Source organism: Defluviimonas aquaemixtae, assembly GCF_900302475.1.
GTDB classification, from domain to species: Bacteria; Pseudomonadota; Alphaproteobacteria; order Rhodobacterales; family Rhodobacteraceae; genus Albidovulum; species Albidovulum aquaemixtae.
Map to the genome: position 1 here is coordinate 277,548 of NZ_OMOQ01000001.1, position 19,814 is coordinate 297,361.

At 63.9% G+C, this 19,814-nt stretch carries 14 protein-coding genes and 1 tRNA gene; 8 read left to right on the forward strand and 7 right to left on the reverse strand.

What is annotated here, in order from left to right; translation table 11 throughout:
• Positions 1-51 precede the first annotated feature (51 nt).
• Positions 52-828: a sulfotransferase family 2 domain-containing protein gene (locus DEA8626_RS01510; protein WP_108851297.1), complete on the forward strand. Its 777-nt coding sequence runs from the start codon at positions 52-54 to the stop codon at positions 826-828.
• A gap of 37 nt (positions 829-865) precedes the next feature.
• Positions 866-941, forward strand: a tRNA-Ala gene (locus DEA8626_RS01515).
• A 259-nt stretch (positions 942-1,200) separates the two neighbouring features.
• On the opposite strand, the gene DEA8626_RS01520 is transcribed toward DEA8626_RS01515, so the two are convergent.
• Positions 1,201-1,893, reverse strand: coding sequence for an HAD family hydrolase (locus DEA8626_RS01520; protein ID WP_108851298.1), 693 nt, complete (start codon positions 1,891-1,893; stop codon positions 1,201-1,203).
• 44 nt (positions 1,894-1,937) lie between these two features.
• Here DEA8626_RS01520 and DEA8626_RS01525 point away from each other — a divergent pair, with 44 nt between their 5' ends.
• On the forward strand, positions 1,938-2,738 hold the full coding sequence (locus DEA8626_RS01525; RefSeq protein WP_108851299.1) for an inositol monophosphatase family protein: 801 nt from the start codon (positions 1,938-1,940) through the stop codon (positions 2,736-2,738).
• Between the two features lie 16 nt (positions 2,739-2,754).
• On the opposite strand, the gene DEA8626_RS01530 is transcribed toward DEA8626_RS01525, so the two are convergent.
• Genes DEA8626_RS01530 through DEA8626_RS01540 form a run of 3 tightly spaced genes read right to left on the reverse strand, consistent with a single transcriptional unit; the run spans position 2,755 to position 7,057 of the window.
• Positions 2,755-3,822, reverse strand: coding sequence for an ABC transporter ATP-binding protein (locus tag DEA8626_RS01530; RefSeq protein WP_108851300.1), 1,068 nt, complete (start codon positions 3,820-3,822; stop codon positions 2,755-2,757).
• Positions 3,822-6,035 carry an ABC transporter permease gene (locus tag DEA8626_RS01535; protein WP_108851301.1) on the reverse strand — a complete coding sequence of 738 codons (2,214 nt, stop codon included), beginning with the start codon at positions 6,033-6,035 and terminating at the stop codon, positions 3,822-3,824. The genes DEA8626_RS01530 and DEA8626_RS01535 overlap by 1 nt, the downstream gene beginning before the upstream one ends.
• Positions 6,036-6,040: 5 nt before the next feature.
• Positions 6,041-7,057 carry an ABC transporter substrate-binding protein gene (locus DEA8626_RS01540; RefSeq protein WP_108851302.1) on the reverse strand — a complete coding sequence of 339 codons (1,017 nt, stop codon included), beginning with the start codon at positions 7,055-7,057 and terminating at the stop codon, positions 6,041-6,043.
• A gap of 727 nt (positions 7,058-7,784) precedes the next feature.
• Here DEA8626_RS01540 and DEA8626_RS01545 point away from each other — a divergent pair.
• The gene (locus DEA8626_RS01545; RefSeq protein ID WP_108851303.1) at positions 7,785-9,050 is read left to right on the forward strand and encodes a DEAD/DEAH box helicase; all 1,266 of its coding nucleotides are present in this window, start codon (positions 7,785-7,787) and stop codon (positions 9,048-9,050) included.
• A gap of 586 nt (positions 9,051-9,636) precedes the next feature.
• On the opposite strand, the gene DEA8626_RS01555 is transcribed toward DEA8626_RS01545, so the two are convergent.
• From DEA8626_RS01555 to DEA8626_RS01565, 3 genes are all read right to left on the reverse strand, one after another.
• Complete coding sequence (locus DEA8626_RS01555; protein WP_108851305.1) at positions 9,637-12,762, reverse strand: efflux RND transporter permease subunit; 3,126 nt, start codon at positions 12,760-12,762, stop codon at positions 9,637-9,639.
• 3 nt (positions 12,763-12,765) lie between these two features.
• Positions 12,766-13,890 (reverse strand): efflux RND transporter periplasmic adaptor subunit, encoded by a 1,125-nt coding sequence (locus tag DEA8626_RS01560; protein WP_108851306.1) that lies wholly within the window; start codon positions 13,888-13,890, stop codon positions 12,766-12,768.
• 113 nt (positions 13,891-14,003) lie between these two features.
• Complete coding sequence (locus DEA8626_RS01565) at positions 14,004-14,921, reverse strand: LysR family transcriptional regulator (protein ID WP_108851307.1); 918 nt, start codon at positions 14,919-14,921, stop codon at positions 14,004-14,006.
• 89 nt (positions 14,922-15,010) lie between these two features.
• On the opposite strand from DEA8626_RS01565, the gene DEA8626_RS01570 reads away from it, so the two are divergent.
• Genes DEA8626_RS01570 through DEA8626_RS01585 form a run of 4 tightly spaced genes read left to right on the forward strand, consistent with a single transcriptional unit; the run spans position 15,011 to position 19,809 of the window.
• A complete protein-coding gene (locus DEA8626_RS01570; RefSeq protein WP_108851308.1) occupies positions 15,011-16,462 on the forward strand; it encodes an aldehyde dehydrogenase family protein in 1,452 nt (483 codons plus the stop codon).
• Entirely contained in the window at positions 16,459-17,445 is a 987-nt protein-coding gene (locus DEA8626_RS01575; RefSeq protein ID WP_108851309.1) for a membrane dipeptidase, read from the forward strand. The genes DEA8626_RS01570 and DEA8626_RS01575 overlap by 4 nt, the downstream gene beginning before the upstream one ends.
• Before the next feature lie 4 nt (positions 17,446-17,449).
• A complete protein-coding gene (locus DEA8626_RS01580; RefSeq protein ID WP_108851310.1) occupies positions 17,450-19,123 on the forward strand; it encodes a hypothetical protein in 1,674 nt (557 codons plus the stop codon).
• Positions 19,120-19,809: a DUF3726 domain-containing protein gene (locus DEA8626_RS01585; RefSeq protein WP_108851311.1), complete on the forward strand. Its 690-nt coding sequence runs from the start codon at positions 19,120-19,122 to the stop codon at positions 19,807-19,809. Before DEA8626_RS01580 ends, DEA8626_RS01585 begins: the two co-directional genes overlap by 4 nt.
• The last annotated feature ends 5 nt before the right edge of the window (positions 19,810-19,814 follow it).

Below are 19,814 nucleotides of genomic sequence, written 5' to 3' on the forward strand. Positions count from 1 at the left end.
AAGCGCCAGAGCGGCGCGCGGGCGGCTCGGAAGAGCGGTGAGGGAGTCAACATGACGACGCTGCGGGAAATGCGTGCCATCATGAACTGGCACCTGGGCAGTGCGCGCTGGCTTTTTATCCATATTCCGAAAAACGCCGGCGTCTCGATCCGAAAGGCGCCCGAACTGTCGAGCCGCATCGTTTCCGCCGATCCATACTTCTACCGGAGCCGCGCGCAGGTGCGGGCGGTTCGCGACTTGATGCAGGCACGCGGCGAGCATCACGGGTTGCAGCACGCCCGCTGGCGCGATCTTCACCCCAAGGTGACCGAAAGGCTTGCCTGTGTGGCCATCGTCAGGAACCCCTGGGCGCGCACCGTGTCACGCTGGCAGTTCGCGCGGCTTGTGGCCGAGCAGGGCAAGATGGACCCAGCTGATGCGCCCGAACGGTTCGAGGACTTCCTCGAACAGCGGCATGACTATGGGCAGGAGCCCTATTTCTGGCACCGCGCGATCAGGGGTTGGTATCTGCAGGCGGACTATGTAACGAATGAACGGGGGGCCGTCCGCGCCGACATCTTGCGCTTTGAACATCTGCGCGACGACGCGACCCGCTATTTCGCCTTGAAGGCCCCGCCACGCCAACGCAACAGAACTGCTCGGACAACGTTGGAATATCGCACGGTATACAATGCGCGCACGATTCAGATCGTTGCGGACTGGTATCAGCGCGATATCGAACTGTTCGGCTTCGACTACGACACGCCCGCTCGGCAGAATACGGTCTTCGGCGACGAGTCAACCGAGCGTCCGGGTGCGGTTCCGATGCGGCGCCGCGCACGCTCTTGACATTGTCCGGGCCGTAGTCCACATGAGCGCCCGGAGCGGGGCAGTAGCTCAGTTGGGAGAGCGCGTCGTTCGCAATGACGAGGTCAGGGGTTCGATTCCCCTCTGCTCCACCATGATATCCGCCCAATTAGCTGAAAATAGCGTGAAACTTGGCCGTCCAATCTCGGGGCCAACATTTTTTCAACAGCTGGCTTTGGCGTCGCGGTCTTCGCGGGAAGGCAGTTCATCCCACTAAGTCATTTGACTTGAATGTTTCTTTCAGGGGCTGGGTAACGTCCTCCACGCATTCCCCCCCAATGGATTTAAAAGGGTCATGGTCTCCTCCTCGTTGGTTAGTCTTTGTTATCGGGTGCCGGAAAGCCGGCATTGCGGTCAGCGTGCTCCCGTCGCCGTGGGAGGGGCATGGGCCAGATCCGCGAAGCGCTCGGCCCGGAGATGGCAGAACTTGAAGGCCGGGCCAGTGCATCCGGGACCAACGGCGACGGTCAGCAGCCCGGCGGCATTGGCGGCGCGGGCGCCAGGCAGCGAATCCTCGACGGCGAATGCGTCGGGCGCAGTCAGGCCGAGCGCGCCGAGGGTGGTCGTGTAGGGCAGGGGGTCGGGCTTGCCTACGGGCAGTTCTGCGCCGGAGACCGACAGCTCCACAACATGCCGGAGGTCGAGCATCTCGATCGCCCCCTCGATATGCCGGCGCGGCGAGGAGGAGCATACGGCGATCCTTAGCCCCGCCTCCGCCAGCCCTATCAACCAGTCCCGCGCGTCGGGTATGGGTTCGCGCAGGCGGTCGAGCCACAGATCCGCTTCCGCCCCGATCTGGTCGCCGATGGCGCGGCGCATCTCGGGTGTGAGCGGCATGCCGAAGAGTTCGTCGAGGAAGTCCTTGAGCCCCCGTCCGACATAGGCGTCGAGAAGCGCGCGCGAGGGCTTCTTGCCGTAGCGCGCGGTCACCTCGATCTTGGCCTTTTCCCAGACATGTTCGCTGTGGACGAGCGTGCCGTCGAGATCGAAGATCGCCGCACGGAAGCAGTGCGGGTCGAAGATCGTCTCTCGCGGTCGCCCAATCATGCTGTTAGCGTCGCCGCGAAACGGATCGACGCGCTGGGGGTGGAATGAACGCCGGGGACATTGACAGACGATACGCCGAAGCGCGGCGCATTGCGCAAGGGGCCGGGGGCCTTGCGCTCGAATATTTCCGCCGCTTCGACGGGCTGAATGTCGAGGTGAAGAGTCATCAGGACTTTGTCTCGGAGGCCGACAGGAATGTCGAGGCCTTCGTCCGCGAGGCTCTGGTCGCGGCCTTTCCCGATGACGCTATCGTCGGCGAGGAGGACGCTCCGAAGGCGGGGACGAGCGGCTTCACTTGGGTGATCGACCCGATTGACGGGACGACGAATTTCATCCATGGCATTCCCGGCTGGACGGTAGTGCTGGCGGGCGTCGCGGGGACGCGGACCGAAGTCGGAGTGATCCACGACCCAAATCACGACGAGATGTTCCATTGCCGGCGCGGGCAGGGAGCCTTCTGCAACGACCGCCAGATCGGCGTCCTGAAGGGCCGCGACATCCATACCGGATCTGTCGGCGTTGGATTTTCCGGCCGCACGCGCGCGAGCGGCATCAAACGGCTTGTGCCTGAAATCATTGACGCGGGCGGCGTGTTCTACCGCAACGCTTCCGGTGCGCTGTCGCTGGCCTATGTCGCGAGCGGCAAACTCCTTGGCTATGTCGAGGAACACATGAACGCATGGGACTGTCTCGCCGGGCAGCTTCTGGTTGCCGAGGCGGGCGGTGTGGTCGAGGATCAGAACGCGGCCACGATGGTGGCACAGGGTGGTCGCGTAATCGTCGGGGCGCCGGAGGTTTTTGACGGCCTTCTCGCGATCGCGGAGCGGGCGTTCGGCTCCGGCTAGCGGGAGGCGGCAGGCCTCAGGCATCTGGCACCAGGACGGGACCTGAGGCGGCGAGGCCGATATTGACCGCATCTCCCATGCGGTAGGGATCATCGACATTGTCGCTGACTGCGAAGACACGACCGAAATCGCCGGCGAAGGTGTATTCCATCCGCGCACCGACGTAGGTGACCTTCTCGACCGTCGCAGGCAGGCCTTTGCCCTCGACGACACGGACACGAGACGGGCGGATAGCGAGCGTCGCCTTGCCGGGTTTCAGACCGCGCGAGGGCAGGCTGTGGCGGGCGCTGCCAACTGCGATCTCGGCCATGTCGCCGTCGGTTGCGGTGATCTCGCAGCCAATGAGGTTTGCCTCGCCGATGAAGTCGGCGACGAATGTGTCGGCCGGCGCGTCGTAGAGCGCGCGCGGCGTGCCGATCTGGGCGATGGTCGCGTTCTTCATCACGACAATCTCGTCGGAAACTGCGAGCGCCTCCTCCTGGTCGTGCGTCACGTAGACAACGGTCAGGCCAAGCTTCTGCTGGATCTCGCGGATCTCCTCGCGCACCTGGCGGCGCAGCTTCGCATCAAGATTCGACAAGGGCTCGTCGAATAGAAGCACCTGAGGCTCCAGCACCAGCGCGCGGGCAACGGCGACGCGCTGCTGCTGGCCGCCCGAAAGCTCGGAGGGCAGGCGGGCACCGTATCGGTCGAGACCGACAAGCGAGAGGCCGGCATTGGCGCGCTCCAAGGTCTCGGATTTCGAGTAGCCCGAAAACCTGAGGCCGTAGCTTACATTCTCGATCACCGTCATGTGCGGAAAGAGCGCGTAGGACTGGAAGACCATGGATACGTCGCGATCGGTCGCGGGAAGCTTCGTCACATCCTTGTCACCGATGAGGATGCGGCCCTTCGTTGCCATCTCGAGCCCCGCGATCATGCGAAGCGTGGTCGTCTTGCCACAGCCAGAGGGGCCGAGCAGCGTCACGAGCTTGCCAGGCGCGATGTTCAGGTTGACCCGGTCCACTGCGAGCACGTCGCGGCCATAGACCTTCGTGACACTATCGAATGCTACCGAGGCCGCCTTGGAACCTAATCCGGCCATCAGACACCTCCCTCATCATGGGCGAGCCGGCGCCCGATCTGCGTTCGGCCCACCAGAAGTTGCAAGAGGCCGACCGCCGCCAGCATCACGAATATCAGCGTCGTCGAATAGGCGATGGCTAGGCCGTAATCGTTGTTCTCCACCCGGCCGATGATATAGCTCGTCGCCATGTCGTAACGGGCGGAGACGAGGAAGATCACCGCCGAAATCGCAGTCATGGCACGGACGAAGCTGTAGACGAGGGCGGCGAGGATCGCGGGGCGCAGAAGCGGCAGGATCACCCGGCGGAAGGTCTGCCAGCTATTCGCGCCGAGGGTCAGCGAGCTTTCGTCGAGCGAGCGGTCGAGTTGGCTCATCGAGGCGATGCCGGCGCGGACGCCGACGGGCATGTTGCGGAAGATGAAGCTGATGACGAGGATGAGGCCGGTTCCCGTGATCTCGATCGGGGGCACGTTGAAGGCGAGGATGTAGCTCACGCCGATCACGGTGCCGGGAATTGCGAAGCTCAGCATTGTGCCGAATTCGAAGCTGCGTTTGCCCGCAAAGTTCTGGCGGGTGAGCAAATAGGCGGTAATCAGGCCCACGCCGGCGGTGAGGGGCGCCGCGACAGTCGCGATCAGCATTGTCGTCCAGAAGCTGTCCCAGGCCGAGCCGGTCCAGCGGATGCCGCCATCTTCGAGCCGGACCGAAAACGCGGTGATATAGTGCTTGAAGGTAAGCGTGTTGTCGACGCCCCAGAGCTGCACGACCGAGCCGTAAAGGATCATCGCATAGATCACGAGCGTGAACGTCGCCCAGAGCGCGGCGACGATGTAGACCGGGATGGCGAGGCCCCTTGGCATCTCGGGGTGTACGCCCGCGTCTCCCTTTCCGGTGACGGTCGTGTAGCTCTTGCGGCCAAGCCAAACGCGTTGGAGGTAGAAGGCAGCGAGAGTGAAACCCAGAAGCACGATCGCCAGCACTGCTGCGCGGCCCTGATCGTACTGCGCTCCGACTATGGCGAAGAAGATCTCGGTCGACAGCACGTCATAGTTGCCGCCAAGGACGAGCGGATTGCCGAAATCGGCCATGCTTTCGATGAACCCCAGCAGGAACGCGTTCGCAAGGCCGGGCCGCATCAACGGCAACGAAACGGTGCGGAAGGTCTGCCAGCGGTTAGCGCGCAAGGTCTGCGCGGCTTCCTCCATCGAAGGCGAGACGCCTTCGACGACACCGATGAGTACGAGGAAGGCGATGGGCGTGAATGCGAGAATCTGGGCGATGAGAATTCCGGGCAACCCATAAATCCAGCGCGTCGGGCGCACGTCCATCACGTCGGCGACCCAGGTGGTGACGGCGCCGGAGAGACCGAAGAGAAGAATGATCGCAAGGCCGATTACAAAAGGTGGTGTTATGATCGGGAGGACCGTCAGCGCTCTGAGGCTACGCTTCAGCCGGAAGTTTGAGCGGGTGAGGACGAGGGCGAAAACAAGTCCGAGCGCGGTGGTAATGATCCCGACGAGTACGGCGAGGAAGAACGAATTCCACGCCACCCCGCAGCGACCGCCCGTCAGGCAGCCGAGGCCCCAGATCCGGTTGTCGAAGAACTTCGACAAGAAGACCAGCGCGGAATAGCCGCCTTCCTCGGTGATGAAGGCCGCGATCAGCATCTTGGCAATGGGGAAAAAGACGAAGATGGTCACGACCGCGATCACGCCACCGATCGCGCCGGTGACGAACACATCGCCGTTGATCGCGCCGCGCGCCGCGATGCCTTGCGTGAAGAGGAACAGAAAGGCTGAGGCGACGACCAATGCGCCGTAGCCCATGCCGAACTGCCGGTTCTCAAGCGGCCCGAACAGCGTCTGAAGCCAGTCCGCTGTCCAGCCGCGGATGCCGATGCCGAGACCTTGGGCGGTGAGCCAGGCGAAGCCGCACCCGCCCGCGGCAAGCAAGACCAGCGCGAACGAGGGATCGGTCTTGCGGTGGTTCAGGACCAGCAGCGGTGCGGCCAGTGCCAGAAGCATCGGCGCGAGCCACAGCTTCTCTCCTTGCGCCAAAAGCAAGGCGGCGGGCGCATAGTCGCGATCCGTCGGCCAGCCGTCGATAAGCCATTCAAAGCGCCAGAAATCCTCCACCCCATACCAAGGGATGACACAGAAACCCGCCCATCCGGCAACGATCCAGAAGATCAGCACCGGATGGGTGGTTCGCTCCGACGTGACTTCGCGCAAGACGCTTACTGCGGCAGGGTGGAGACGTCGCTATCCCACTTGGACAGAAGCCGCTTGCGCTCGTCGCTCGACCCGTACTTCTTGAAGTCGTAGTCGATGAGCTTGATCGAGGCGAGATCTGGCGCCTTGTCCGAGGTCTGGGCACCCTTGTTCGACGGAACCTGGAAAGCGTTGACCTCAAGCGCGAGGTTCTGCGCCTCGGCCGTCAGCGCCCAGTCGTAGAACTGCTTGGCCTCGTCGAGGTTGCGCGCGCCCGCGATGATCGACATCGAGCCGATCTCGTAGCCGGTGCCCTCGCAAGGTGCGACCGTCACGACCGGAAATCCCGCCACAGTCTGCGCGACTGCGTCATGCATGAAGACGATGCCGACCGTCGTCTCTCCGCGCCCCGCCGCCTTGATCGGCGCGGAGCCCGATTTCGTGTACTGGTTCACGTTGGCGTGTAGCCGCTTCATGTAGTCGAAGCCGCCATCCTCGCCAAAAAGCTGCATCATCGTGGCGAGCGTCGTGTAAGCCGTGCCCGAGGAGTTAGGGTTGGCGATCTGGACGTGGCCCTTGAATTCCGGCTTGGTCAGGTCCTCCCAACAGGCCGGTTCGGGCAATCCCTCAGCCGCCAGGAGATCTGAGTTGTAACCGAAGCCGAGCGCACCGGAATAGATGCCGATCGTGCGGTCGCCCGCACTTTCCGCCTGCGAGATCGCCCACTCATGCAGTTCCTCGCGCAGGGGAGAGACGTAGGGCTCCGTCAACCCTTCTTCGGCGGCCTGAAGGTGCGGATCGCCGGTGCCGCCCCACCAGACGTCGCCTTTGGGGTTGGACGCCTCGGCCTTGACCTGGGCGAAGGTCTCGCCCGATGATTTGCGCGTCATATCGACGTCAATGCCGGTCGCGTCCTCGAAGCCGCGCGCCATGACCTGGCACCATTCCTCTTGCGCCGAACAATACAGGCTGAGCTTGCCCGCGGCTTCCGCTGCACTTCCCGCCGATATTGCAATCAACGACGCTCCGACCAGGTATCTCATCAGTAGTTCCTCCCATTGCAGATCTTTTTTGTAACAGTTTTTTGTCAGGCTATGCGCGCGGCGGAGACGTAGCAAGATCATTCGTGGCCGGGGTTTTTTCACCGATGTGCCTTTGGTCCCTCGTCAGTGCCTCCGGAACATCCAAGCTGGATTCTATGGAAAGGAATCTGTCGGTACTCATCATCCAGACCAACGCCGTTCGTACTATCCGGTGAATGGCACCCTGCTGCCCGCTTCCACCGGTACCGGACTTTCGCGCCAATTCAGGGGCCGTGTCTGCCTCAAGCGAAGATTGCGTCGGCCGACCTTTGTCGTGCGAGCGGACTAACAGCCGGTCCAGATACTGCGCAGCGCGCGAAAGGCCGTGCTGGTAAAGCCTCACTGCAGCGACGCTGACTTGGGCCGATGGCCGGATTGGTTAGTCGACTGCCAGGTGTCCGCGCCCGCTTTCTGTTCAAGGAACTCTTGACAGCGCCGCTCCGAAGCCTCATGTCCGATGCAATGCTGCGCTGCCGCGTGAGGCAGCCGCGCTCGGAAATTTATGCGCATCAGCGAAAATCAACCTCCCAGTTCCCCATCACGCAGGGTTCTAGACGCGAAGCCGGGCAGAGCGAGAGCCACTCGCCAGTCACCAGGCCTTGCAGCACCCTCGTGCGCCGCACTTCGCGCGGCCATGCATCAATTCCGCGCGGCCAATGGGCCCAATGCGCGGGCGAAAGGATACCGTTTGTTCGATTTCGACATGCTTGGCCTCGCGCCGGCTCTGACCGAGGCGCTCGCGCACGCCGGTCTTTCCCAACCGACTCCGATCCAGAACCAGGCCATTCCGCTGGCGCTGGAAGGTCACGACATTCTTGGCCTTGCGCAGACCGGCACCGGAAAGACGCTGGCATTCGGGCTTCCGCTCATCGACCACCTGCTCGCGATGCCAGGCAAGCCTGCACCGAAAACCGCCAAGGCACTAGTTCTGGCGCCGACGCGGGAGCTTGCGAACCAGATCGCCGAGAACCTGCGCGGCCTCACCGTAAAGACGAAGATCAGGGTTGCTATCGTGGTTGGCGGGCAATCCATCGGCAGGCAGATCGAGCTGCTTCGGCGCGGCACGGACATCCTCGTGGCAACGCCCGGGCGGCTAATCGACCTGATGGAACGCGATGCGGTTGACCTCGGCACGGTCCGGCACCTGGTGCTGGACGAGGCCGACCAGATGCTGGATCTCGGTTTCATCCATGCGCTCAGGAAGATCGCGCCGCGGCTGGGGACGCCACGGCAGACGATGCTGTTCTCGGCCACCATGCCGAAACAGATGGAGGAGCTGAGCCGCGCCTATCTGACCGATCCGCGACGGGTGCAGGTCGCGCCTCCGGGCAAGGCGGCAGACAAGATCACGCAGTCCATCCATTTCTTAGAGAAACCACGCAAGCCCGCCAAACTGCGCGAGATTCTGTCGCGCGACCTTGACGCGCTGACGCTGGTCTTCGCGCGCACCAAACATGGCGCTGAGAAACTGATGAAGGGTCTCGTCGCCGATGGATACAATGCCGCCTCGATCCATGGCAATAAAAGCCAGGGCCAGCGCGACCGGGCGATCAAGGCGTTTCGCGACCGCACCGTGACAGTGCTCGTGGCGACCGACGTTGCGGCGCGGGGCATCGACATTCCGGATGTGGGCTATGTCGTCAACTACGAGTTGCCGGAGGTGCCTGACAACTACGTGCACCGCATCGGCCGCACAGCGCGGGCCGGGCGCGAAGGAGAGGCGATCTCGTTCTGCGCGCCGGAAGAGGGCGATCTGCTGCGCCAAATCCAGAAGCTGATGAAGGTCGAGATTCCAGTGGCAAGCGGAAAGATGTCCGCAATGGCCAGTTTGGAAAAGGTCGGGCGACGCAAAGGGCCCGCGCGGCGCAGTGGTCGGAAATCGGGTGCGGTAGCAGAGGTCGAGAAAGCTGGTACAGCCAAGCGGCGCCGTCCCCGCCGCCGCCGCGCTGCCTGATTTGCGTTGATGCAGCATTGGGCGCGGCGTCATTCCGGCATCGCCCGGGCTGGGCACTTGGCGATCGGCCATTGGGTCGCATTCGACAGACCGGATCGGTTGCATGCCAAGTTTTGCGCCAAAGGTACTGGGAGTTATCCCTGCAACTGAGCCATCTCAGCTGGCGTAGCAGCGCTTTTCTTCGACCAACCCTCTTCTCGGGCTTTCAGTGGTTGGTGTCGAAAAGACAGGTTTCCGAATCGCGAGACTTGGCGCAATACGCGCTTGATAACAGACTGTAATTAAAAGGCTTTCTGTGGAAAGTAGACCCGATAGCGCGTCTTTGTTTCCGCGCATCGTACCGATCGCGCGGCGAGCCCTGCCTGACGAGATGCGCCGCTCGTCCAGGGCGGCCGTTCGGGGGATCGGTCCGTGGCTCGTGCGCTTTGCCTGGCGGACCGCTCTGGCCGTCCTCCGGGGCGTCTGGCACAGCCTGTCGGTTCTTCCGGTTCTTGAGCTGATGGGACTCGCGGCGCTATTCATTTTCTTCAGCCTGTAGCACTGGCGTGCAGGCCCGCAATCGAGATGCCAGCAAAGCGGCCAAGCCCTATTCGGCCGGGCTCGCCGTGCTTTTCCCGCGCCAGCCAAACCAGCGCCGCTTCTTTGACTTGTCGACGCCCGGCCGACCCATGCCGCGTGAGGTCAGCATCAAGAGCGACGGCGTGACGACGAGCGTGAGGACAGTCGCGAAAGCAAGTCCGAAGACGATGGCGGAACTGAGCGAGATCCACCACTGGGTCGAAGGCGCGCCCAAGGTGGTCTCATGGCTCATAAGTTCGAGGTTGAAGCCGAAGGCGATGGGCAGGACGCCGAGAATGGCCGTTACGGCGGTCAGCACCACGGGCCGGGCGCGTTCATGGCAGGTCTCGAGAATCGCTTCGACCTTCTCCATGCCCTCGCGGCGGAGATTGTCGTAGGTGTCGATCAGAACGATGTTGTTGTTCACGACAACGCCTGCGAGCGCAATGATCCCGATCCCGGTCATCACGATGCCGAAGGGCTGACCCATGATCATGAGACCGAGGAAGACGCCGATCGTCGACATGATGACGGCCGAGAAGATCAACCCGACCGAGATGAAGCGGTTGAACTGCGCGAGCAGCACCGCGAAGATGAGCGCGAGCGCGGCCAGGAACGCCTTGCCCAAGAAGGCGCTGGCTTCCGCCTGTTCCTCGTCCTCGCCCGCCAGTTGCCAGCGGATGCCGTTCGCCTCGAGATCGGATTCGGCGAGCCGCGCGGCGATGGCCTGCCGAATCGGGTCGGCCTGTATGCCTTCGCGGATGTTGGCCTGAACCGTCACCGTCCGGCGCCCGTCGATCCGGGTCAGCGTGCCCACCGTCGGAACCGGTTCGCGGGTCACGAAGTTGGCGATTGGAACGGGCCCCTCGGTGGTTTCGACGCGCAGCTGGTCGAGATGGGAGATCGTGCGCTGGTCGGGCGGCAGGCGCAGGACGATGTCCACAGCGTCGTCGGACCCGGCCGGACGGAAATCCGAGAGCTTGAGCCCGTCGGTGACGAGCTGCACCACCGATCCCACCGCGCCCGGCGAGATGCCATAGCGCGCGGCGGCGGCGCGATCGACCCGGATTTCCCAGTCGATGCCGGGCGGCGGCAGGCCGTTGTCAACGTCGATCACGTCGGGTGTTTCGTCCAACTCGTCCGCGACTCGGGTCGCCGCTTCCTTCAGCCCCCTTGGATCGGCGGCTGACAGACGGATCTGGATCGCCTTGCCCGTCGGGGGCCCCGCGTCCGGCACCGAGACTTCGATCTCGACACCGGGGATGCCCTGCATCTCGTCGCGCAGGTCGGCGAGGATGGCGTTCGCGTTCTTGCGTTCGCGCCAGTCGATGAATTCGTACTGGATGACGCCGACCACGTCCTCGGCGACCTCGTTGCCCGGCCCCCCGCCCGCGCCAGAGCGCGTATAGACTGTCTTGATCCCCGGCCAGCCGAGAATCCGCTCCTCGGCCTGGGCGACGAGCTCGTCTTTCTCGTCGATCGACAGGTTGCCGCGGGCGTGGACGTATAGAAGCCCGTAATCCGGCTCGACATTGGGGAAGAATTCAACACCTTTGCCGTAAGTTCCGTAAGCATAGGGCACGGCTACGAGCGTCGCGACGGCGGTCAGGGTCACGAGCCAGGGATGCCGGATCGCGCGTGCGACGAAGCGCATGTAGAGGTTGTTGCGGCTCCGGTCCTTCTCGACGACGGGCTTGGCGATGATCGCCCCGATCGTGGGCGCGAAATAGAGCGCGTAGACGAGCGACGCCGACAGCGTCGCGATCAGCGTGATCGGCATGTATTTCATGAACTCGCCGACAATACCGGGCCAGAACAAAAGGGGCGAGAACGCCGCGACGCGCGTCGCGGTGGCCGCGATCACCGGGCCGGTCATCCGATGCGAGGCGAGCGCGAATGCCTCGCGCTTTCCCATGCCTTCGGACATCCGGCGTTCGGCATATTCGGTCACGATGATCGCATCGTCGACGAGCATGCCAACCGCAAGGATCAGGCTGAACAGGACGACGATGTTCACCGTGAGCCCCGCAAGCTGAAGCCCGAGAATCCCGATAAGGAACGACGCCGGAATGGCGAGCCCGATCAAAAGCGACGCTCGGCCCGAAAGCGCGTAGAGAATGACGATGAAGACGAGGATCACCGCCGTCAGGACGGAGTTCTGAAGATCAGTAAGCAGCTGGCGGATCGTCGTCGACTTGTCCTGACTGAACGACACGACGGCACCTTCGGGCAGGAGCTTCTTGAACTCCTCGGTCACCGCCTTCACACGGTCCACCGTCTCGACGAGGTTGGCGCCCGTGCGCTTGGACACCTCGATCGCGATAGCGGGCTTGCCATCGAGCCGGGTGATGGATTCGGGGTCCTTGTGGGTCGACCGGATCGCCGCCAGATCGCGTGCCCGCACGATCGCGGTGCCGTTCGAGATGACTGGCAGATTGGCGACATCCTCGACTGTTTCGATGAGCGACGGCACTTTGATTGCGAAGCGCCCCTTATCGCCCTCGAGCGCACCGGCAGCAATCAATTGGTTGTTGGCGTTGACACCCGCGATGAGTTGATCGGCGCGCAGCCCGTAGGACGACAGCTTGGCCGGGTCGATGATGATTTCCACAAGATCGTCGCGCACGCCCTGAAGTGCAGCGTCCAGAACGCCTTCGACCTCTTCGATCCGGTCGCGCAACTCCCGGGCCTGGCGCGACAGAACGCGTTCGGGAACGTCGCCTGCGAGCGTCACGACAAGGACCGGAAACTCCGAGATGTTGACCTCGTGCACGCTCGGCTCATCGGCGCCCGACGGCAGGTCGCGCTTCGCCTCCGAGACTTTTGAGCGCACGTCATCGAGCGCCTTTTCGAGGTTGGCGCCAGCCTGAAACTCCAACAGCACGTTGCCGCCGCCCTGATACGCGGTCGCCGTCATCTCCTTGATGCCGGCGATCGTTTTCATCGACGTTTCCATTGGGCGCAGGAGGAGCCGTTCGCTATCTTCGGGCGAAATGCCCTGATAGCCAAGGCTGACATAGATGATCGGAATCTGGATGTCCGGCTCGGCTTCCTTTGGAATCGTTATGTATGCCTGCGCGCCGGCCAGCATCAGGAAGACGAGAACCGAAATCGTCAATCGCGCGTTACGGATCGTCCGTTCGACAAGGCCCATGGGTCAGTTCCCGCGAGCGCTGGCTTGCGCGTCCTTCACAATCACCTTTTCGCCGTCACGGACGAGATCCTGGCCGGACACGATGATGCGCGCATCCTCCGGCACGCCAGTCAGAACTAGCCCCTCCGGTGTGTCGTCGATGAGTTCTACCGACGCGAAGTTCGCGATGTCATCATGGCCCACAACGCGCAGCCCCAGTTCGCCCTCTACCGAGAGCGTGATGACCGAGCGGGGCACCGTCACGGCGCGTTCCGGACTCGTGAAAAGGCTGACCTCTGCGGTCATGCCAGACGGTATGGTGCGGTCGGGGTTGGGCAGCGCGATCTCAACAGGGTAGGTGCGTGTGGTGGGCGAGGCATCGCGAGCGACGTGGCGGACGTGACCGTCGATGTGCGTTCCATGGACGAGTCGTACCGATGCCGGGTCGCCCTTCGCGACGAAGCCGATGTCGATCTCGCTCACCTCGGCGCGCACGACGATCGGGTCGAGCGCGAGAAGAGTCGCGATCGGCGTGCCGACCTGAACCCACTCGCCAAGCTCGACATCGACTGTATCGATGACGCCGGCGAAGGGCGCGCGCAGATTCAGCCGGTCTGCCGCCGCTTCGGCCTGGCGAAGCGCCGCCTCGGCAGCAGCCTTGTCCGCACGGACGCGGATGAGTTGCAGTTCGGCGGTGTTGCCACTCTGGAAGAGCTTCTCGGCAACTTCGAGTTCCTGCTGGCGCTGGGCTAGCGTGGCCTGCGCGGTCATCACCGCGGCGGTGATATCGTCGCCCTCGACCGACGTCACGATCTGATCCGCCTCAACATAGTCGCCCTGAGATATGTCAAGCGCCGCGATCACTCCTCCCGCCCGAGCGGCGAGTACGGCGTGCTTGTCCGCGCCTGTAACGCCGGAGACTCGAATCTCGCGCGCATGCTCGATGAACTTCGGGGTGATCGCCGCCACCGTGCGCAGCGATTCATCAGTGCCGGCAGTATCGCCGGCCTGCTCGGTTTCAGGGGCAGGCTGGGCTGCACGCGCCTCTTCGCTGCCGACCGAGGTAAACTTACCGGTTCCGACCCAAAGGCCGGCTGCGATAAGCACGATGATGGCCGCAATCTTGTGGCCTTTTATGCGCGAAGCCATGGAAATGAAGTCCCAGTATCGAACACGAAAGAATCAGCCATACCATTATTGTCAGGCCAATTCTCCTGCCCCCATTCGTCGCGTACTATTATCTGGCAAGTGAACGGTAAAGTTCAATATGGCCCCGCGAATTTTCGCCGAAATGCGCGGTCTTCGTCCTCGGATAGTGCGCGCAGGGCATCTATGAAGGCTGCACTCGCAGGGCTGGGTGGCCGGTCGCGATGGGTCAAAACCAGCAGGCTGCGCTCTGCGGCCGGGTCGCTCGGTGCGACGAATGAAATCTCGCGCGAGCGGTCTGCAAGCACCCGGCGGGGCAGCACCGTAGCGCCCAGGCCGCTTCGAACGAAGGACAAGAGCGTCATTGTATTGCGCGCAGTGAGGGTGCTTCCGCGGATCATTGTGCGTGCCGTCGGGTGATCGATCAGGTCGCAGAGCGGGTTCACGATGAGTGGCTCGTCGGCGAGCCGCGACCAACTCAATGCTCCGGTAAGGATGGGGCTGTCCGCGCGGCAGACAATTCCAAGCCGGTCCGCAAACAGCGTCTCCGCAACTAGCTCTGTCCTTAGGGGCTGGTCTGGGGCGCCGGCCGAGGCGATTCCGATATCCGCTTCGTCGAAGCGTAGCCTGCGCAGGACGGCCGCGCTGTCCACGTCCGCGATTTCCAGCCGTACATCAGGCCGCGAACCACGGAACCCCGCGATTGCTGACGGCAGGACCGTCATCGCGGCCGAGGGCACGGCTGCGATCCGCACGGTGCCTGCCGTAGAGCGCGCATGCCGGGTAATAGCCTCGGTGCTGCGGTCGATCGCGTCGAGCGCGCGTTCGCATTCTTCGAGAACGCGCAGGCCGAGCGGTGTAAGCCGGTTCTTGCGCTCGCCCGCGAAGAGCGGCGCGCCGACTTCCGTTTCGAATTGCGAAAGCGTCATCGAGATCGCTGACGGGGTACGCCCAAGTGTCGCCGCTGCTGCCGCAAGGGTTCCCTCTCTCGCAACGGCACGAAAACTGCGCATCATGTCGGGTTTCAACAGCATGTTCAGATAGTCTGAAAGAAAGTAAAGAAATTCAAGATTGATTGAAGTCGCGGCGCTGACTTATCAACCCTTGGCACAGGAGGATCAGGATGAGCGAAAAGACGGGGCTGTTCATTGCGGGTCGTTGGCAGGACGGCGCGAGCGAAATCGAAAACCGGAACCCATCGGATGTCTCCGACCTGATCGGACGCTACGCACAGGCGAATACGGCGCAGTTAGAGGAGGCGCTTGTCGCGGCGAGGACGGCGCAGCCGCTTTGGTGGTCCGCCGGAATCCAAAAACGCCACGACGTACTCATGGCGATCGGAACCGAGCTCATGTCCCGCGCGGCCGAAATCGGCGCAATGGTGTCGCGTGAGGAGGGCAAGCCGCTGGCCGAGGGCAAGGGCGAGGTCTACCGCGCCGGACAGTTCTTCACCTACTTCGCGGCCGAGGTACTCCGCAATCAGGGCGACCTTGCCGAAAGCGTGCGGCCCGGGGTCGAGATCGACGTGCGCCGCGACCCGGTGGGTGTCGTCGCCATCGTCAGTCCGTGGAACTTCCCGATCGCGACCCCGGCCTGGAAGATCGCGCCGGCGCTGGCCTTCGCTAACGCGGTCGTCTGGAAGCCGGCGAATCTGACTCCGGGCTCGGCGGTGATGCTGACCGAAATCATCGCGCGTCAGGACATCCCCTCGGGTCTCTTCAACCTCGTCATGGGGTCGGGCCGCGAGGTAGGGCAGCGGCTCGTGGAAAGCCCAGGCGTGGATGCGATCAGCTTCACGGGCTCGGTGCCCGTCGGACGAGGTATCGCGGCGGCGGCGGTCGCGAACATGACCAAGGTGCAGATGGAGATGGGGTCCAAGAACCCGATGCTGATCTTGGAGGACTGCGATCTCGATTTGGCGGTCGCGCATGCCGCAATTGCGGCCTTCGGCGGCACAGGGCAGAAATGCACCGCGGCCTCGCGGCTCATCGTGCACGAGAAGGTGCACGACGCATTCGTCGAACGGCTCGTGAAGGCTGCCGAGGCGCTGAAGGTTGGCCACGCGCTGGACGAGGGCACCCAGATCGGTCCAGTGGTCAGCGCGGGCCAGCTCGCACAGAATCTCGACTATATCGGGATCGGCAAGTCCGAAGACGCGGAGCTTCTAACCGGCGGCTGCCGGCTCGATCGCAAGACCGAGGGGCACTACATGGCGCCCGCTGTCTTCGCAGGCACAAGAAACGACATGCGCGTCAATCGAGAGGAGATGTTCGCTCCGATCACCTGCGTGATGAATGCGGGCAGCTACGACGAAGCCCTTGCCATCGCGAACGACAGCGAGTTCGGCCTGACGGCCGGGATCATGACCCGTTCTCTCGCCCGCGCGAGCCACTTCCGCGCCAACATGCGCGCAGGCTGCGTGATGGTAAATCTGCCGACGGCGGGGACCGACTATCATGTGCCGTTCGGCGGTCGGGGTGCATCCTCGTTCGGACCGCGCGAACAGGGACGCTATGCGGCGGAGTTCTACACGACGGTGAAAACCGCCTATGTCGCCGCCGGGACGCCGGAATGAATCCGCTGATTGACGGCCTGCAATACGCCAACTGGTCGGAGAAGATCTTCCGGCAGATGCGCGAAGGCTGCGTCGACGGGATCCACGTCACTATCACCTACCACGAGAGCTTTCGCGAGACGGTCCTGCAGATCGAGCGCTGGAACCGCTGGTTCGAGCGTTTCCCCGACCTGATCTTTCAGGGCTTCACAGCCGAGGATGTCGCGAAAGCGCGCGACACCGGCCGAACCGCGATCTTCTTCGGCTCTCAGAACCCGTCCTGCATCGAGGACGATATTGGGCTGGTCGAAGTGCTGCACCGGCTGGGCCTCAGGTTCATGCAGCTCACCTACAACAACCAGTCGCTTCTCGCGACGGGCTGCTACGAGGCCGAGGACATGGGCCTGACACGGATGGGCCGCGAGGTTGTGGCCGAAATGAACCGGGTCGGGCTCGTCGTCGACATGAGTCATTCCGGCGAACGCTCGACGCTGGATGCGATCGAGCATTCGACGCGCCCCATCGCGATCACCCATGCCAACCCGCATTCCTGGCACCCCGCACTTCGCAACAAGTCCGAGACGGTGCTGCGCGCCTTGGCCGAAAGCGGCGGGATGCTCGGCTTCTCGGTCTATCCGCATCACCTGAAGGGCGGCAGCGGTTGCCCGCTGGAGAGTTTCTGCGCGATGATCGCGCGGACCGCCGAACTGATGGGTGTGGAGCGGATCGGCATCGGCACGGATCTGTGTCAGGATCAGCCCGACAGCGTGGTCGAGTGGATGCGCGTCGGGCGGTGGACCAAGAAGGTGGACTACGGCGAGGGCAGCGCCGCAGCGCCGGGCTTTCCGCCGATGCCGGACTGGTTCCGCGACAACCGCGATTTCGGACGGATCGCAGAGGGCCTGCGCAAGGTGGGCATGTCCGAGGCGGAGGTCGCCGCCGTGATGGGCGACAACTGGCTGCGGTTCATGGCCGAGAGCTTCGGCCCGATGGCGAACGGTTGACGGCATGAAGAAAGACGCTCGCACGCATGACGATCTCGCCCCGTTCCGCCGGCCGCCCGAGGTCGTGATGCGGCTTGCCCGGATGGGAAGCGCGCACCCGACGCGGCTTTCGTTCCTGCGCGTCCTCTTGCGTCGGATGCGCGACGAACGCTGGCGCTTCGACCGGCCGCTTTGGGAGATCGACGCGAAGGGCGTGGGCCGGGCGGTCTATCGCGCCACGGGGCCTGAGCGGACGTATTCGCTCGTCGCCTTCGCCCACGATCTGCCCGACCACATGCGCTCGGACCGTGTGATCGCCACCGCCTGGGATGCGACCTTCACGCTTTTCGACGGCATGCCGACAGTGGTCGATCTTGACCGGCTTCAGGCCAACGTCCCGTTGCAGGAGGCAGGACGAATCAGCGGGTCGGAGCTGTCGCTCAGCCGGGCGAACCGATCCGTGCGGCTGTTCGAGCACGTGGTCGCCAGTCTGGCCGAGGGACGCCAGCCCGACGCCGAAGAGATTGACCGCGTCGGCTATCTGATGCGCACGACGGCGGTCTACGGATCGGGTAAGTTCGGCGCGGCGGATCGGTCTGTGCTGACCGGGCGGCCCGAGATGAAGGGGCCGTTTCAGGCCGAGATGCTGTCGGTCTGGCTGACCCGGGCATTCACGGTCGATCTGGCGGAACACCTCGCGCGAATGCGGGGAGGCGACAGGGCCGTCGCCATGGCGCCCGATCTTAGGCGGCGGCTCGGCGTCGGCAATTCGACCGGCCTCGGGATGGCGCCGTTTCTCATCCGGCACCCGGCGCTTTTGAACAACTGGATGTTGGCGCGAGAAGAGGCGCTCGCGCGGGTCCGCGCGCAAGTCGGCGCCATGCCTGACGCGGTTGCCGCGCTGGGCGAAGCGCTACGCGCGGCGGAGGCCAATCACAAGCACTGGCGGTCCGAGCATCCCATCCAGATCGCCAAGCTCGCCGATCTGGGGCGGGACCTTGAGCGGATCGGGGCATATCTCGAAAACTGGCCGGGCGGCGAGGAGCGGCCGTGGGACGCGCTCTGGCGTTGGGGCGAGGAGGTGCTAAGCCTCGAAGGGCAGGAGGCGCTTCTAGCGATGATGCTCGAGCCGCATGGGGCACTCGTCGACGACCTCGCCGCCACGATGGACGCCGACGAGGGATCGGAGTTCCGCATCGATGGCACCGTTCCGGTCGCGGCGATCAGGGATGCGCTGGCGCGGCACTACGGCTGGGCGCTCGACGTCAACTACGGCGACAGGGAGGCGGTGGCGCGGTTCTGGTATGTGTCCGAGGAGAAACTGGAGCCGCGCCTCGGCGAGCGGTTCAGCGAACTCGGGGCGGCGCGGGAACTGCCGCTCGGCACCGGCCGGATGGCTGCCGAGATGGACCGGGCGCTTGCCGTCTGGGAAGGGGAGGGACCGCTGGCCGCTTTCCTTCTCGCTCATCCTGAACACCGCTTCATGGCGCGCCGGCTCCAGATCGCGAGGGGCCACCCCTATGCCGAAATCCGCGACAACCTGCTGGCAGCCGACATGCTGCCGATCGATCTTCTGCGCTGCAAGCTCGCGTTTTTTGGCGCGACGCATTTCGATCCGCGATCGGACCGCTGGGTAAGGATTTCGCTGTTCCAGAACGCGCCCTACCCATACGAGATGGCGGAAGGCTCGGTGGCATGAGCGCTCTGCCGAACGATCCCACGCGAGCGGGCGCACCGGTTGCCGGTGCCGCGGTTCTGTCGCTGCCGGAGGTCGAGGCCTTGTGCCTCAAGGCCGCTCGGGGCGCGGGTATGAGCTGGGGCCTTGCAGAGGAGGCGGGTCATGCAGCCGCCTGGCTCGCCGCGCAGGGTCTGCCGGGACCGGAATTGATGCTGCGTCTTCTCGAGGCATCAAGGGGCCGGGAGTGGTCGGATCGTAGCCCCGCTCTCGGGGCGTTGCGGTGGCGCGCGCAGAATGGGTTGGCGTTACTCCCGGTTGCGACCGGCGCGGCATTCGCCGATCTCGCGGGACCGCTTCCGCTCAGGATCGAGAGGCTCGCTTATCCGGGGCTTGTTCTACCGTCGATTGCTATTGCCGCCGGAGTGCGGGGGCACGCAATCCGACTCGAGTGGTCCAGCGGGTCGGTCGCAGTCACTGCCGAGGCGCTCGATGATGCAGAAGCAGCGCAAGGATTGTGCGATACCGCTGAAGCGAACGTTTCGCTGCAAGCCGCTGAGACGCTGGTGGACCCCGCTGAGCGGCGCCCCGGGCATTCGATTTCCCGCGCAGTGTGGCAGGCGCTCGACCACTTCGCGCTTCTCACCACGGTTCCGGCGACCGAGACATCGCGCGCCGATGCGGGTGCGGGCAGCAGCGACAACGATTGACCGCG

What these genes read in the sequence shown, in the direction of transcription:
- DEA8626_RS01510 (WP_108851297.1), top strand. Translation starts at nt 52, where the DNA reads ATGACGACGCTGCGGGAAATGCGTGCCATCATGAACTGGCACCTGGGC.
- DEA8626_RS01520 (WP_108851298.1), bottom strand. Translation starts at nt 1,893, where the DNA reads ATGATTGGGCGACCGCGAGAGACGATCTTCGACCCGCACTGCTTCCGT.
- DEA8626_RS01525 (WP_108851299.1), top strand. Translation starts at nt 1,938, where the DNA reads ATGAACGCCGGGGACATTGACAGACGATACGCCGAAGCGCGGCGCATT.
- DEA8626_RS01530 (WP_108851300.1), bottom strand. Translation starts at nt 3,822, where the DNA reads ATGGCCGGATTAGGTTCCAAGGCGGCCTCGGTAGCATTCGATAGTGTC.
- DEA8626_RS01540 (WP_108851302.1), bottom strand. Translation starts at nt 7,057, where the DNA reads ATGAGATACCTGGTCGGAGCGTCGTTGATTGCAATATCGGCGGGAAGT.
- DEA8626_RS01555 (WP_108851305.1), bottom strand. Translation starts at nt 12,762, where the DNA reads ATGGGCCTTGTCGAACGGACGATCCGTAACGCGCGATTGACGATTTCG.
- DEA8626_RS01560 (WP_108851306.1), bottom strand. Translation starts at nt 13,890, where the DNA reads ATGGCTTCGCGCATAAAAGGCCACAAGATTGCGGCCATCATCGTGCTT.
- DEA8626_RS01565 (WP_108851307.1), bottom strand. Translation starts at nt 14,921, where the DNA reads ATGCTGTTGAAACCCGACATGATGCGCAGTTTTCGTGCCGTTGCGAGA.
- DEA8626_RS01570 (WP_108851308.1), top strand. Translation starts at nt 15,011, where the DNA reads ATGAGCGAAAAGACGGGGCTGTTCATTGCGGGTCGTTGGCAGGACGGC.
- DEA8626_RS01575 (WP_108851309.1), top strand. Translation starts at nt 16,459, where the DNA reads ATGAATCCGCTGATTGACGGCCTGCAATACGCCAACTGGTCGGAGAAG.
- DEA8626_RS01580 (WP_108851310.1), top strand. Translation starts at nt 17,450, where the DNA reads ATGAAGAAAGACGCTCGCACGCATGACGATCTCGCCCCGTTCCGCCGG.
- DEA8626_RS01585 (WP_108851311.1), top strand. Translation starts at nt 19,120, where the DNA reads ATGAGCGCTCTGCCGAACGATCCCACGCGAGCGGGCGCACCGGTTGCC.